Here is a 14,788-nt window from a genome sequence, read left to right on the forward strand (position 1 = left end):
TTTACGCCTTTTTATCAAATCCCATATCAAGCTTATCCAGACCGCCGTAAACGCCGCTAAGACGCAGTTTAGGCATAGTTTTTAGGCTAAAATTCGACACTATCAGCCCCTGCTCGCCGATAGCCCTTTTTAGCTCCTTTGCGCCGCTTAAAATTAGCTCCTTAAACTCCTCTTTTTGCGTCGCAATCGCAAGGTCGATGTATTTGTTTTCGCTAAGCGCCACCATGATATTAATTTGTCCGAAATTTTGAAAATTTAGATCGATTTGCGCGTAGTGTTTTTGCTTTTTGCCCTGCTTAAATCTGATATTTCCGCCCTCTACGCCCTCCCAGACGTAGGGCAGATAGGTCTGCACTCCGCCAGCGACTGCGGAGGCTAGCTGGTGCATCTCGATTTGAGCGAGCAGCTTTGAGGCGGCGTCTTTTACGGGGCTAGCGTCCGGAGACTTTGACTGCATGTTTAAAAGAGCGCTTTTTACGTCGTTTTGCAGCACCTTTGCCGTCTCTTCGGCGCTTTTTGGCGTCACGGCGCCAAGCTCGCCGCGAGCGATATTTTGCTGTTTGATTAGCTTGCCGACTTCATCTAGGCTATTTTTTGCTTCAAAGCCAGCTTTATCGGCGATTTGCAGGGCGAAATTTAGCTTTCTAGCCGCATTTTGCAGCTTGTCTTGCAGCGTCGCACCCTCGCTTCCTTCCGCGCCTTCTCGGACGATTTTTTGCGCGAAATCGTTAAATTTATCCTGCGAAGCCGCAAGCGCGCTAAGCTCGTCCGTTAGCTCTTTTATAGCGCTTTTTAGCTCGGCGAAATTTAAAGTAAAGCCCCTGTTTTGACTTAGCTTTTCGCTGTTTAAATTTTGCATTTTTTCGCCCGCGTTTGCCAGCAGCTGAGAGATTTTATTTAGCTCGGCGTTTAGCGTTTTTTCGTTTAAGCTTAGCCCGCTGCCGCTCATGGCGTTTGCTTGCTTGTCCATAAATTTAGCCGCGTTTTCGAGCTTATCAGCGATCTCGAAAAGCTGCTTAAAAGGCGAGCCGGCTAGCGTATCTTTGGCCGCGGTTTTAGCGTTTTGTAAAATTTGATCAAGCCTCGTAAAGCTCTCGTTCGTGCTTAGGCTATCATCCTTAGCCAAGGCTGAAATTTGCTCCAAAAGCTGCTGATTTGAGAGATTTTTTATATCGCCGAAGAGCTTATTTATCGCGCTGGGTAGGTTAAATTTGCCGTTTAGCGCGTCCTTTAAATTTGCCTCCAACATGATGCCCGAGTTTTTTATCTGCTCGTTTAGCGGCGCGTTTTTTAGATCGGCGACGGGTTTTAAAAACTCCTTTAGTTTAAGCGCAAATTCCTTTAGATCGGGCTCATTTTCGGCAAGTGCGACGAGGCCTTTCATATCTTTTGCGAGATTTGGCGAGAGTTGCAGATTTTTTGCTTGAACGGCTAGCTCTTTGGCCTGCGTAGGGCTTGATTTTAGCTCGTCTAAAAGCTTATTTACGAGCTTATCTAGATCCTTTACGGCGTTATCCGCGGCCTCGGAGCCTAAATTTTGCGAGGGTGCGGGCTGATTTTTAAAAAGATTTTTGGTTTCGCCCGCCTGCCCAGCCTGTCCGGCGTTTGCGCCGCCTACGCCGCCTGTTTTGGGTAGCGCGCCGCCGATGGCGGCTTGGGTCGCGATTTGCGAACTTACTGAGTTATTTACTGATTCCATACGGCTATATCGTCAAATTTGAGATTTTCATTAGCTATTGGCCATCGTGCCGGGGCTATGCTCAAAGCCTCGCCTGCTTTCAAGCGGAACGGTCTTTTGCGTGAGGCAAAACGCGATGAGAAACGCAAGCAGCGCTGCATAAACCCACATAAAGCCGTCAAAGCCTAAAATTTTCATACTAGCGCCCATTATCACGGACGAAAGAAGCGAGCCGAAAGAGTAGCTAAAAAGCACGGCGCGCCCTACTTCGATGCCTTGATTTTTATGTTTTAAAACGTCGTTGGCGCGAGCAAGCGATAACGCATAGAGGCAAAAAGCGCCAGAACCCAAAAAAAACGACAAAACGTACTGCGCGTAGATAGAGGGCTTAAGCGCCAAAAAACAAATAGCCGCAAATAGCGACACGCCCGCGCAGCACATTATCGCAGGACGGCGGCCGAATTTATCCGAAAAACCGCCGATGAGAGAGTGGGCGATAAAGCCGCCCGCCATCGCGACGGTCATAAAAAACGAAACCTCCCTCGCGCCGTATCCTTGCAGCAGGATATAAACGCTAGCCATCGCAAAAAAGCCGTTTATGAGGATGCCCGCTACGATGCTGGTAATGAGCGCCAAAGGCACGAGCGCAAAGACCTTCGGGATCGAGACGCTCTTTTTTTCGGGGATCGGCGGCTCTTTGATGCGGATTAAATTTAAAGGAATACTCAAAAACAAAATAAACGCCGCGCTAAGCAAAAGCACGTGAGAAGTGGATAAATTTAGCGATAGCACGAGGATACCCAGCCCAAAACATACGTAAAACGTGATCTCGTAAAATGCCAGTACTCGAGAGCGCACTTCGTTTCTAGCGCGCGCGTTGAGCCAGCTTTCGATTATCATCAAGATCGAGTAGTAGCAAAATCCCAAACACCCGCGCAAAAACGCCCAAAAGTAGAGATTTTGGCTAAGGTCGTGAAACATCGCCGCGATACCAAAAAGCGACGCAAATATCCCAAAGCTCCTGATGTGGCCGACTTTTGAGACGATTTTGTGCGAAAATATCGTAGCTATCATAGCTCCAACGAAAAATACCGCGATGACAAATCCCGTTTCTAGCTCGTCCGCGCCCATTTTTTTTAGCTCGACGCCCGCAGAGCTGATGATGAGGCCGTTTCCCACAAACAAAAACGCCATCCCCACAAATAGTGCAAACATCGATCTGATCGTTATTATCGAGCTATTTCTCATTGCTTTTTACTCCATATATCAAAGCGCCCGCGGGCATCGCCGCAAGCGCGATCAAAAACGCGGCTATATCAAGGCTGTCTTGTCTTTTTAGCGCCAAAAATCCGACGACCAAAACCGCATACGCGATCAGTCGAAAAGGCACGAAGGCGGTGAAATAGTTGGGCGAATTTTGCTTTAAATTACGCGTGAAATTTTGCTTTTTTGAGGGCTTAGCTTCGCTGTTTTGATTTGATTCGTTCAAATTTGACTCGCTTGCCGCGCTTAAATTTGACCCGCCAATTTGGCTTGCGCCGCTTAAATTCTGCTCGTCAAATTTGCCCTGCGCGGCTTCGTTTTGTTCTGTTGCCGCGTCAAATTTAACCCGCTCGTTTTCGCCGTTTAAATTTAGCCCCGCCGCTTGGTCAAATTCCGCGTCTATTTTTGCGAGACCGTCCAAATTTGAGGCATCTAGTCGCTTAGTATTTTTGCGGTGCGGGTCATGCCCGTCAAATTTAGCCTCCGCGGGGCGATCCGGAAACTCCTCGTGATTTTCGCCCCATTCGTCTATGTCGTCCTCTGCGGAGGCGTCATAGTCTCGCACGCCGTTTTCTATACGTTTTTTGTAGGCTCTAAAGGTCGCGGCCAGCACCAAAAGCGAGCCCGCAAACGCGACCTGCGAGCTGTAAAACCACGCGCGGCCAAATACAGCCGAGCCCAGCAAAAGCAAAGCCTCAAATGCGCCGTAAACGGCAATGAGCTTAAAATTCACTCATCGTCCTCGTCATCGTCTTTCGCGGGTTTAAATTTGCCTTTATCTTTTAGTTCATCTAGACTTTTTATCTGCACGTCGTAGGCCTTTTTGATGTTTAGGCCGGCTGCGGCGATACCGACTGCGATACCCGCAAACAGCGTCCACGTCCAGCCGGTTTCCTTCATCATCCAGTAGCCAAACCCAGCCCCGATAGCAAGCGCCACGACGATAGAAACGCCCAAACTTAGCTGCTCGGCGCCTTTTACGACGTCGCCTAAATTTATCTTCGCCATTAGGCAAATCCCCAGCTGTTTTTCATGCGCTCTTGTATCGCTTCGCGCTCTTTTCTGGCCTCTTTTAGACGCTCTTCTAGATCGGCGATCCTTGCTTTTACCTCGCGCATCTCCTCGTTCTCGCTTGTGCTTTCCGCAGCTATCTCGGCAAAGCTCTCGTCTGCGGCTTTAATGGCAAATTTGATATCCTCTTCGCTCATCGCGTCGCAGATAAAGCCCGTCTCAAACTGGCTAGGTGCTAGATAGACGCCCTTTTTAAGCATTTTGGCGTGAAATTTGGCGTAAAGCTTAACGTCGCTTTTTAGCGCGTCGTCGTAGTTTTTAACCTCGCTTGCGGTAAAGAAAAAGCCAAACATCGAGCCTCGCACCGTCGTTTGCAGAGCAATGCCATGCTTCGTGGCGACACTTTTTAGTCCGTGAGCGAACAGTACGGCTAGTTTATTTAGGCGGTCATAAAGATCATGATCGGCGAAAATTTTACTCAGGCTTGCGATGCCGGCAGCCATAGCTACGGGATTGCCGCTTAGCGTGCCTGCCTGATACACCGCACCTTCGGGGCTTAGGTAGTCCATGATCGCCGCCTTTCCACCAAACGCAGCCGCCGGGCAGCCGCCGCCGATAACCTTACCAAAGGTCACGAGATCGGCCTCTATGCCGTTAAATTCGAACGACCCGTGCCTGCTCGCTCGAAATCCGCTCATAACCTCGTCAAAAATTAACACCGCGCCGTTTTGGTCGCAAAGGCGTCTAAGCTCGCTTAAAAACTCGTTACCAGCAGGCACAAGCCCCATATTTCCCGCGATCGGTTCGATGATTAGCGCGCCGATTTTGCCCGGATTTGCCTCAAATATCGCTCGCACGCTAGCTATATCGTTGTAGCGCGCTAGATAGGTGTTTTTCACCACGTCTGCCGGTACTCCGCCGCTGGAAGCATTGCCGTAGGTCGTAGCACCACTGCCTGCTTTCACCAAAAGCGCGTCGCTGTGCCCGTGATAGCAGCCTTCAAATTTTATGAGTCCGTCCTTGCCGCTAAAGCCGCGCGCTACGCGTATCGCGCTCATAGTGGCCTCAGTGCCGGAGCTTACAAAACGCACCTTTTCTACATTTTTAAACTCGTCGCAGATTAGCTTTGCTAGCTTGGTTTCCAAATTTGATGGAGCGCCAAAGCTTAGTCCCTTTTTAACCGTCGCTATCACCGCACTCTCAATGTCGGGATCGCAGTGTCCAAAAATGAGCGGTCCCCAGCTCTGGATGAAGTCCAGATAGCGGTTTTCCTCGATATCGACTAGATACGCGCCCTCGCCGCGGTCCACCACAAATGGCTCGCCGCCTACGCTGCCAAACGCGCGAACGGGCGAATCTACGCCGCCCGGGATATATTTTTTAGCTAGCCCGAAAGCTTCTTTGTTCGTCATTTTTTATCCTTGTTGAAATTTATAACGTATTCGTAAAGCAAATTTATCTCTTCGTCGGTTAGAAAGTAGCTAGGCATAACGCTTCTAGCGCTTAGCACGCCCTCTTTAAACGTCTCAAAATCAAGATTGTTTATCCTGGGCGCTCTTAGCTCGTCGTCGATGACCTGCTTGGTTTTTTTATCAAAATGTCTATATTTTGATATGAGCGAGCCTTCGCCGCCGCTGCCGTGACACTTGTCGCAGCCGATGCCGCGCGGGTTTTGATAGAGCATCTTTGCGTATTCGTTTTTTGTAATAAAATCGCTCGCAAACGCCGCGCCGCAAAGTAGCGCTGAAATCAGCCAAATTTTCATAAATTCTTTCTCTTTTTCGTAAATTTAATCTAAAATTAGCTATCATACAATCTTTGCGATTAAAAAGTAATAAAGGACGAAAATGACGATATTAGACGGCAAAAACGTAAGCGCGCAGGTAAAGGAAAGAGTAAAAAACGAAGCGTTAAATTTGAAAAATCAAGGCATAGAGCCTGCGCTTGCGGTGATACTGGTCGGCGAGGATAAAGCCAGCCAAACCTACGTCGCGGCAAAAGAAAAAGCCTGCATAGCCTGCGAGATAAAAAGCGTAATGCACCGCTTACCCGAGTCTACGACACAAAGCGAGCTAATCGCGCTAATAGACGTGCTAAATTTAGACGACGGCATCGACGGCATATTAGTGCAGCTGCCGCTACCAAAGCACATAGATACGAATAAAATTTTAGAAACCATTAGCCCCGAAAAAGACGTGGACGGCTTTGCCGCGATAAACGTCGGTAAACTAGCTAGCGGACTTGACGGGTTCGTACCGTGCACGCCGCTAGGCATAATGGAAATTTTTAAAGCCTACGATATAAATTTAGAGGGCAAAAACGCCGTCGTGATCGGACGTAGCAACATCGTGGGCAAACCGATGGCAAATCTACTGCTAAACGCCAACGCGACCGTAACCGTGACGCATAGCAAAACGCGAAATTTAAAAGAAATTTGCGCGGACGCCGACATCCTAGTGGCCGCTATCGGTAGAGCCGATTTCGTAACGGCGGATATGGTAAAAGAGGGCGCCGTCGTAATCGACGTAGGCATAAACCGCATGGACGACGGCAAGCTAAAAGGCGACGTCAAATTTGACGAGATAGCGCCTAAATGCTCGTTTATAACTCCGGTTCCGGGAGGCGTAGGCCCGATGACTATCGCGATGCTACTGTCAAACACGATAAAATCAGCTAAAAACCGCGCGAAGAAGGCATAAATTTTGAAAAAAGCGTTTAATAAATTTTTAGATTTTTCAAACAGCTGGACGGGCACGGTCGTCATCGTCCTGCTCGTGATTTTTTTTGTCGCGCAGGCCTTCGTGATACCGTCTGGTTCGATGAAGGACACGCTTTTAGTCGGCGATCATCTTTTTGTTAAAAAATTTAGCTACGGCATCTCAACCCCGCGCATTCCGTGGATAGAGGTCAAGGTTTTGCCAGATTTTAACGGTAACGGTCATCTCATCGAGGGCGCAAAGCCGCAGCGCGGCGATATCGTGGTTTTTCGCTATCCGCACGATGAAAAGATCCACTACGTCAAGCGAAATTTCGCAGTCGGCGGCGACGAAGTGATATTTACAGAAAAGGCGCTATTTTTACACCCGCACGAGGGCGAGGAGTTTATAAAGGCAAATTTCGACGAAAAAGATATAGTAAAATTTGGTGGTAAGCTTTTTGTACGCGAGCCATATAAATTCGGCGGCATACACTACGACGAGAAGGTAAATTTATTTGAACTAGCCGTAAACTACCTAAACGCTAGCAAATTCGCCATGCAACCCGTTATCGTAAACGAACTACCAAGCGTAGGCAACTATCCGTTTAACGCATTTTATTTTCAGGTTCCAGAGGGCGAGTTTTTCATGATCGGCGATAACCGCGACCACTCAAACGACAGCCGTTTTTGGGGGCCAGTGGCATATAAAAATATCGTCGGCAAGCCGTGGTTTGTATATTTTAGCTGGGATGACGAATACAAAATCAGATGGAACAGAGTCGGCAAGAGCGTGGACTTTATACAAAACTCGCCTGAGCTGCTAGACGCCGCCAGAGCCGAAGCTAAAAACGACGGAAACAAGATCGAATGAACCTTGATAGCATCGACTTCGCAAAGGTTGCGATCCTAGTCGCAGTGCTCGTTATCTCCGTCGTCGGACATGAGATCGCGCACGGATATGCGGCGTTTAAATTTGGCGACCTAACCGCCAAAAATTTGGGGCGGCTCAGCATAAATCCCATAAAACACGTCGATCCGCTAGGAACTATCGTCGTGCCGGCACTCATGTATCTTAGCACGGGAGTGACGTTTGGCTGGGCTAAACCCGTACCCATAAATTTACGCACGGTGCTTTATAACGGCGGCTACAAAGCAGCTATAGTCGTCGCGCTTGCTGGCATCGCATACAACCTCGCTCTTTTTGCGCTAGCGTTTTGCCTATTTAAATTTATAGGCTTCGAGGGTTTTTTTGACGGCGCGGTAGTGGAGTTTGTATTTATGCTTGCAGCCGTAAATTTAGTCTTGGCTCTCTTTAACCTCTACCCTATCCCGCCTCTTGACGGCTCAAAGGCGCTTGAGTATCTTTTGCGCATTTTCGGGCTTCACGGCGCGGCAAACCGGCTAAACGGTATGCAAAGATACGGCTTTATAGCGTTAGTTATCATCGTGATCTCGCCGCTAAAAGATTATTTTTTCGAGCCGATACGATATGCTGTTGCTATCATGAGGATGTTTTTGTAAACGGCAAATTTTAAAATTTAGCCCAAATTTCGCTCCTAAAGGCTCGCGGCGAAATTTTACTTTAATGCTTTTTTGCTATAATTAAGCATTTTTTAGCTTATGGAAATTTCATGAAAATAGACAAAATTTTTATCGCGAGCGACCACGCGGGCTTTGATCTTAAGGCGCAAATTTGCGAGCTTTTAAAAAGCGAAGGTTTTAGCGTATGCGACCTAGGAACGCATAGCAAAGATAGCGTAGATTATCCCGATTTTGCCGAGCTTTTGGCGCAAAATTTGCGGCACGAAAACGAATACGGCGTGCTAATCTGCGGCACGGGCATCGGCATCAGTATCGCAGCCAACCGCCATGCGCACGTTCGCTGCGCGCTTTGTCACGACGTCACCACTGCAAAACTAGCCCGCGAGCATAACGACGCAAACGTACTAGCCATGGGCGCTAGAACGATCGGCGACGCGGTCGCGGCAGATATGATAAAGGCTTTTTTCGCTACCGAATTTGCCGGCGGCAGACACGAAAGACGCGTGAAAAAGTTAGGAGGCGAGAAATGACTGATTGGCTCGTACTTACCGTTTTGATATGCATTTGTATATATCTCACCGTTATGGTGTTTTACTTTAAAACCTTGCTTAAAAAAGAGCGTGCGACGCGCGATTTTATGAAAAACAATCTCCAAGATACCGAAGTCGTCATCCGCAAGCTGCAAGTCCAACTCCAGCGCGGTCTTGGCAACATCGACATACTCACCGACGAACTAAACAAGGTAAAAAACGATGCCAACGCCCTTCGCACCAGAAACTCGCAGTACCGCCTCGAAAACGACAAACTCCGCCAGCGCATCCGCGAGTTAGAGGGCAAAATCGAAGCGCTACTATAAATCAAATTTAAAGGTAAAAAATGAAAGAACTAGACAAAGCGGGGAAAGAATTTTTATTAAATTCCATCCGCTGCATAAACGATTTTCCAAAACCGGGCATAGTATTTCGCGACATCACGACGCTGCTAAACAACAAAGAGGCGTTTAATTTTTTAATGGATCATCTAGTTGCCAGATACGAGGGTGCCGATATCGATTTCATCGCAGGCATCGAGTCTCGCGGATTTATATTCGCAGCGGCTTTGGCGGCTAGACTGCGACTACCTTTCGTGCCGATTAGAAAGCCTAAAAAACTGCCATACATCACGATCTCGCAAAAATACAGCCTAGAATACGGCGTAGACGAAGTGCAAATTCACGTCGATGCATTCGGCGAAAAAGCGGGCGCAAAGGTGCTTTTAATCGACGATCTAATCGCTACGGGAGGCACGGCTAAGGCTAGCGTCGAGCTAATCAATCAAACAAACGCCGTTTGCGTAGAGGCCTGCTTTTTGATCGATTTAAAGGATCTGGGCGGTAGTGCAAATTTACGCCCGCTAACTAAAATTTACAGCATTTTGGAGCTATGATGGAAGAATTTTTTACAAAACTACTCATTGAGTACGGCTACATCATACTTTTCGTCTGGTGCATAATGGAAGGCGAAATGGCGCTCATAATGGCGGGCATCCTCTCTCATCAAACGCATATGCATATCGCGCCGGCCATCTTCGTAGCAGGTCTGGGCGGCTTCGTCGGCGATCAAATTTACTTTTACCTAGGCCGCTATAATAAAAAATATATCGCCAAAAAGCTTCATACCCAGCGCCGAAAATTCGCCATCGCGCATATAATGCTGAAAAAATACGGCTGGCCGATCATCTTTATCCAGCGCTATATGTACGGCTTTCGCGTCATCATACCGATGACCATAGGCTTAACTGGATACAGCGCAAAAAAATACGCGTTTATAAACCTAATAAGCGCGTGGTGCTGGGCTGCGATTACGATAATTCCTGCGTGGGTTTTGGGCGAGCACATACTTGAAATTTTACACAAAGCAAAAGAGCACTGGTACGTCGCCGTGCCTGTAGTAGCGCTATTTTTAGGCGCTCTGCTCTACGGCTTTAGGCGCATAGAAAATAAAATTTTAAACGATAGGAGACACAGAAGTGCAGTTTCAACTCGCTAATAAAAAACTAAACGAAATCAAGGCTGATTTAGAGCTGATTTTCGTCGTAGATAAAAACCTGAAACATAAATTTATAAAAGACGAAAAGGCATTTAAATTTGCCAACTACAAAGGCGAGAGCGTCTTGCTTTTACTAGAAAGCGGCAGGATTTACGTGCCGCTCGGTAAGCTTGGCTACGACGAGCTTCGCATAGCTGCGGCAAAAGCCTATAACGCCGTAAAGTCGCTAAACGTCAAAAGCATTAAACTAGCCTCGTATCTCGCAGGTTGCCAAAAAATGAGCTTTCAGGCTCTAACCGAAGGCTTTTTACTGGGCGCTTATGAATTTAACAAATACAAAGAAAAAAAAGAAAAATACGCGCTAAAAGATATTATTTTTAGCAGCGAAGAATTTAGCGGCGAGGACGTCCGCGAAAACGACGCGCAAGACGGCTTTGCCCACGGCGAGATAATCGCCTCTGCGACAAATTTCACCAAAGATATCGTAAACGAAATCCCAGAAATCTACACCCCGCAAAAGATGGCGGAAGAGGCTCAAAATCTAACTAAAAACTATCCAAATTTAAGCTGCAAAATTTACGATGAAAAATTCCTCGAAAAAGAAAAGATGAACGCATTTTTGGCCGTAAACAAAGCCAGCGTCCATCCGCCTCGCCTCATCCATCTTATCTATAAGCCAAAAGGCGCGAAAAAGCGCATAATCTTCGTCGGCAAGGGACTAACCTACGATAGCGGCGGGCTTAGCTTAAAGCCGGCTGATTATATGCTAACTATGAAAGCCGACAAAAGCGGCGCGGCAGCGGCGATGGGTATAATTAAAGGCGCGGCGGAGCTAAATTTGCCTTTTGAAATTCACGCTATTTTAGGCGCGACCGAAAATATGATCGGCGGCAACGCCTATAAACCAGACGACGTGCTAATCTCTCGCAGCGGTGTTAGCATCGAGGTGCGAAACACCGACGCCGAGGGCCGCCTAGTGCTTGCCGACTGCCTCAGCTACGCACAGGATTTTAAACCCGACGTGCTAATCGACATGGCGACGCTAACGGGCGCTTGCGTAGTAGGCCTTGGCGAATACACTAGCGGCATAATGGGCAACAACGAGGAGCTAAAGGCGGAATTTAAAGCAAAAGCGGCAAAAAGCGGCGAGCTAAATACGATTTTAGAGTTTAACCCGCACTTGCGCGAGCTGATCAAAAGCCAGATCGCGGACGTCAGCAACACAGGTTCTAGCCGTTACGGCGGCGCGATCACGGCGGGGCTTTTCCTAGATAAATTTATAAAAGACGAATTTAAAGACAAGTGGATACATCAAGATATCGCAGGCCCCGCATACACCGAAAAAGCTTGGGGATATAACCAGGCGGGCGCGACGGGAGCCGGCGTGCGAATGAATCTTTATTATCTATGCGCTATGGCAAAGGAGCTGTAATGGGACTAGCAGTAGGTATCGTGGGTTTACCAAACGTTGGCAAATCAACCACTTTTAACGCGCTAACGAAAGCGCAAAACGCCGAGAGCGCGAACTATCCGTTCTGCACGATCGAGCCCAATAAAGCCGTTGTGCCGGTGCCCGATAAGCGCCTAGGCGAGCTAGCCAAAATCGTAAATCCAAACAAAATCCAATACTCCACGATCGAGTTCGTCGATATCGCAGGCCTCGTAAAGGGCGCGAGTGCGGGCGAGGGTCTGGGAAATAAATTTCTCTCAAACATCCGCGAAACCGAGGTGATTTTACACATCGTGCGCTGCTTTGAGGACGAAAACATCACGCACGTAGAAGGCGGCGTCGATCCCGTCAGGGACGTCGAGATCATCGAGACCGAGCTCATCCTCGCCGATATCGAGCAGCTAAACAAAAAAATCGAGCGTCTAACCCGCGAAGCCAAAGCAAACGCAAAAGGTGCGAAAGAAGCGCTAGAGACGGCAAATGCGCTACTAGCCCACCTAAATGACGGCAAAAGCGCGAGCAGCTTCGGCGGCAAGGACGACGACGCGTTTATAAATTTAAACAAAGAGCTAAGACTACTCAGCGCAAAAGAGGTCGTCTACGGCGCAAATGTCGACGAGGACGGTATCTCGAAGGATAACAAATATGTACAGGCGCTTCGCGAGTTTGCCGCGCGCTCGGGACACGAGGTTATCAAGCTCTGCGCCAAGATCGAAGAGGAGCTAGTAGGCCTTAGCGACGAAGAGGCGCATGAATTTCTAAGCTCGCTCGGCACGAACGAGAGCGGCCTAGAAAAGATCATCAAAACGGCATTTGCAAAGCTAAATTTGATCAGCTACTTTACCGCGGGCGTCGTCGAGGTGCGGGCATGGACGATCGTAAAAGGCTGGAAAGCGCCAAAAGCCGCCAGCGTCATCCACAACGACTTTGAGCGAGGGTTTATCAGAGCCGAGGTAATCGGCTACGAGGACTACATCGCGTGCGGCGGCGAAAATCCGGCAAAAGAAGCGGGCAAAATGCGCCTAGAAGGCAAAGACTACGTCGTGCAAGACGGCGACGTGATGCATTTTAGATTTAACGTTTAGGGCGCAAAATCGGTCAAATTTGGCTTTTACAACTAAGCAGTTTTTTGTCCAAATTTGACTACTCTTGCTTTATACCTTGCGGCCATTGGTCTAAACGCGGGCAAAATAAATCTGACGCCTTTTCGTGCCGACACTGCGCTACAAAATTTGTTTTAGCCTTTAAGAGCGTGTTAAATTTAGCTCGGCGCGGTTTTGCCGCTCAAATTTGACTCGCGCTAAATTTAAGGAAAAAATTGAAAAAGATCATAGCCGTTTGCGTAACCGCATTAAATTTACTCCGCACCCAAATAATTTTAAAGAACGCCAATGTCGCGCGATTTTAGTATATCGTCGCGCTATCAAAGCAGCACAAGACGCGACAACCTACCCGTCCGATACAAACAGGACTGTGGCATACAAAGAGGCAAAATAGATCAAATTTGAAAAACAAAACAAGTAAAATTTAACAAAGGAGCGCGATGATAAAACAGCTCTTACTACTGCTTTTTGCGCTAAATTTTGCTCTCGCAAATTTAACAGACGAAGGCCAAACGGCCTACGACGCGGACGATGAGCAAAGGGCGGCAAAAATTTGGCTAAAAGCCTGCGAAACAGGCGAGGCGCGCGGGTGTGCAAGGCTTGGGTTTTATACCAAAGCGGCAAAGGCGTAAAACAAGATGACGCAAAGGCTATCAAATTTTACGAAAAAGCCTGCAACGCGGACGAACTATCAGGCTGCAACAGCCTAGCTTCGCTCTACCAAAACAGCGGCGAACACGCCAAAGCCGCCACGATTTTTGAGCGAGCCTGCGAAAAAGGATTTGGTTTAAGCTGCTATAATCTAGCTCAAATTTATGAAGCAGGCAGCGTCGTCGCACTAGATGAAAGCAAGGCGCTAGACCTCTACGTAAAGGCCTGCGAGCGCGGATACGCGGTAGTTTGCTACTATCTAGGCGGTATGTATGAGGACGGCTGGGCAAGCGAAAACGATGAAGCCTCGAAAAACGCGCTCAAATTTTACTCGCTTGCCTGCGATGGTAAAATTTACGAAGCGTGCGAGGCTTTGGGCAGGCTTTACGAGGACGGCGAGGCGCGCGGGTGTCTAAATCTAGCGCGCCGTCTTGAAAGTAGCGACAAAAAGCAAGCCGCCGCGCTACGCCAAAAGGCGCAAAAGTTGCACGAAAAAGAGTGCGAGGCGGGGCTAAGCAAAAAGTGCATGGAGTTTAAAAAATCAACTAACAAAGGAGAAAAACATGAGTTTTAAAAAAGTTTCGTTTGCCGCCGTTGCAGCCGTTTGTTTATTTTTAGGCGGCTGCACTCAGCCTAGAACCACGCAGATAGAGCTACCAAAAAGCGCGCTAGATAGCGTAAATCTACCAAACGAGATAGCCATAGACGGCGAAAAATTCGTCCTAAAGCAAAAAAACGCAAGAACGGCGGAATTTTATCTACCAAATGAAAAAGTAGGCTTTAAATGGACCAAACTAGTAAGCGTCACCGTCGATGAAAACGCCGACATCAACGAATACCAAAGGACCTTTATGACCGCGCTAAAAAGCGGACAATTCGGCAAAGCGGAGTATGATTTTAAGTCTATAAATGATAAAGAGTATCAAGCTTACACGATCTACTATCCGATCGCGGGCAACCCGGATTTTGACAACTACGAGATTAATCTAATCCACGTCAAGAGCCTTAACTGCGGGCTTAGAGTCACGCACTACGCGCTAAAGTTTCTAAATATCGCGGATAGAAGCAAATTTCACGCGCTAATCAAGCAAAAAATGCCGATATTTTTAGCGCAGATGCCGCAAGTCGCGTGCAAATAGTTTTACTTTCGGGCGTTATTTTAGCCGCTGCTAAATTTAGCGCCCTCTTTTTGGGTCGATATTTAAATTTGACCCCAAAAAACCGCGGCAAATTTGACGCTTTGCTTGCGCGGGCGGTCAAATTTGACGAGCGTAACGGCTGCAAATTTAACTCCGCCTGGTTTTAGGCGACAAATTTACGATTCATGCCTGCTTAAAGGCTAGATAAAACTACCCAAAGGAAAAA

General features: G+C 47.9%; 19 protein-coding genes. 13 read left to right on the forward strand and 6 right to left on the reverse strand.

Annotated elements, in window-relative coordinates:
• Nucleotide 1 precedes the first annotated feature (1 nt).
• From fliK to EE116_RS09240, 6 genes are read right to left on the reverse strand one after another with little or no spacing between them, the layout of a single operon-like run.
• Entirely contained in the window at nt 2-1,699 is a 1,698-nt protein-coding gene (fliK, locus tag EE116_RS09215) for a flagellar hook-length control protein FliK (RefSeq protein WP_122874160.1), read from the reverse strand.
• A gap of 30 nt (nt 1,700-1,729) precedes the next feature.
• A complete protein-coding gene (locus tag EE116_RS09220) occupies nt 1,730-2,926 on the reverse strand; it encodes an MFS transporter (RefSeq protein ID WP_122874161.1) in 1,197 nt (398 codons plus the stop codon).
• Nucleotides 2,916-3,674, reverse strand: a complete 759-nt coding sequence (locus EE116_RS09225) for a potassium transporter TrkA (protein ID WP_122874162.1) — start codon at nt 3,672-3,674, stop codon at nt 2,916-2,918. Before EE116_RS09225 ends, EE116_RS09220 begins: the two co-directional genes overlap by 11 nt.
• Nucleotides 3,671-3,949, reverse strand: coding sequence for an AtpZ/AtpI family protein (locus EE116_RS09230; protein WP_122874163.1), 279 nt, complete (start codon nt 3,947-3,949; stop codon nt 3,671-3,673). The genes EE116_RS09225 and EE116_RS09230 overlap by 4 nt, the downstream gene beginning before the upstream one ends.
• Nucleotides 3,949-5,364 carry a glutamate-1-semialdehyde 2,1-aminomutase gene (gene hemL / locus EE116_RS09235; protein WP_122874164.1) on the reverse strand — a complete coding sequence of 472 codons (1,416 nt, stop codon included), beginning with the start codon at nt 5,362-5,364 and terminating at the stop codon, nt 3,949-3,951. Before hemL ends, EE116_RS09230 begins: the two co-directional genes overlap by 1 nt.
• Entirely contained in the window at nt 5,361-5,717 is a 357-nt protein-coding gene (locus EE116_RS09240; protein ID WP_122874165.1) for a c-type cytochrome, read from the reverse strand. The genes hemL and EE116_RS09240 overlap by 4 nt, the downstream gene beginning before the upstream one ends.
• Before the next feature lie 82 nt (nt 5,718-5,799).
• Between EE116_RS09240 and folD the strand changes: the two genes are divergently transcribed.
• From folD to EE116_RS12485, 13 genes are all read left to right on the forward strand, one after another.
• Entirely contained in the window at nt 5,800-6,651 is an 852-nt protein-coding gene (folD, locus tag EE116_RS09245) for a bifunctional methylenetetrahydrofolate dehydrogenase/methenyltetrahydrofolate cyclohydrolase FolD (RefSeq protein ID WP_122874166.1), read from the forward strand.
• Between the two features lie 3 nt (nt 6,652-6,654).
• A complete protein-coding gene (lepB, locus tag EE116_RS09250) occupies nt 6,655-7,521 on the forward strand; it encodes a signal peptidase I (protein WP_122874167.1) in 867 nt (288 codons plus the stop codon).
• Entirely contained in the window at nt 7,518-8,171 is a 654-nt protein-coding gene (locus EE116_RS09255) for a site-2 protease family protein (RefSeq protein WP_122874168.1), read from the forward strand. Before lepB ends, EE116_RS09255 begins: the two co-directional genes overlap by 4 nt.
• 110 nt (nt 8,172-8,281) lie before the next feature.
• On the forward strand, nt 8,282-8,722 hold the full coding sequence (gene rpiB, locus EE116_RS09260; protein WP_122874169.1) for a ribose 5-phosphate isomerase B: 441 nt from the start codon (nt 8,282-8,284) through the stop codon (nt 8,720-8,722).
• Nucleotides 8,719-9,048: a protein-export membrane protein gene (locus EE116_RS09265; protein WP_002953464.1), complete on the forward strand. Its 330-nt coding sequence runs from the start codon at nt 8,719-8,721 to the stop codon at nt 9,046-9,048. Before rpiB ends, EE116_RS09265 begins: the two co-directional genes overlap by 4 nt.
• Before the next feature lie 20 nt (nt 9,049-9,068).
• Complete coding sequence (apt, locus tag EE116_RS09270; protein WP_122874170.1) at nt 9,069-9,617, forward strand: adenine phosphoribosyltransferase; 549 nt, start codon at nt 9,069-9,071, stop codon at nt 9,615-9,617.
• Nucleotides 9,617-10,219, forward strand: coding sequence for a DedA family protein (locus EE116_RS09275; RefSeq protein ID WP_122874171.1), 603 nt, complete (start codon nt 9,617-9,619; stop codon nt 10,217-10,219). The genes apt and EE116_RS09275 overlap by 1 nt, the downstream gene beginning before the upstream one ends.
• A complete protein-coding gene (locus EE116_RS09280) occupies nt 10,200-11,651 on the forward strand; it encodes a leucyl aminopeptidase (RefSeq protein ID WP_122874172.1) in 1,452 nt (483 codons plus the stop codon). Before EE116_RS09275 ends, EE116_RS09280 begins: the two co-directional genes overlap by 20 nt.
• Entirely contained in the window at nt 11,651-12,754 is a 1,104-nt protein-coding gene (ychF, locus tag EE116_RS09285; protein WP_122874173.1) for a redox-regulated ATPase YchF, read from the forward strand. Before EE116_RS09280 ends, ychF begins: the two co-directional genes overlap by 1 nt.
• A 458-nt stretch (nt 12,755-13,212) precedes the next feature.
• Entirely contained in the window at nt 13,213-13,404 is a 192-nt protein-coding gene (locus EE116_RS12840) for a hypothetical protein (RefSeq protein WP_241091675.1), read from the forward strand.
• Complete coding sequence (locus EE116_RS09290) at nt 13,362-13,997, forward strand: tetratricopeptide repeat protein (protein ID WP_241091676.1); 636 nt, start codon at nt 13,362-13,364, stop codon at nt 13,995-13,997. Before EE116_RS12840 ends, EE116_RS09290 begins: the two co-directional genes overlap by 43 nt.
• Nucleotides 13,987-14,562, forward strand: a complete 576-nt coding sequence (locus tag EE116_RS09295; protein ID WP_122874174.1) for a hypothetical protein — start codon at nt 13,987-13,989, stop codon at nt 14,560-14,562. The genes EE116_RS09290 and EE116_RS09295 overlap by 11 nt, the downstream gene beginning before the upstream one ends.
• Nucleotides 14,553-14,729, forward strand: a complete 177-nt coding sequence (locus EE116_RS12485; protein ID WP_163028051.1) for a hypothetical protein — start codon at nt 14,553-14,555, stop codon at nt 14,727-14,729. Before EE116_RS09295 ends, EE116_RS12485 begins: the two co-directional genes overlap by 10 nt.
• Nucleotides 14,730-14,788: the final 59 nt, after the last annotated feature.

The organism is Campylobacter showae (assembly GCF_900573985.1).
Lineage (GTDB): Bacteria > Campylobacterota > Campylobacteria > Campylobacterales > Campylobacteraceae > Campylobacter_A > Campylobacter_A showae_E.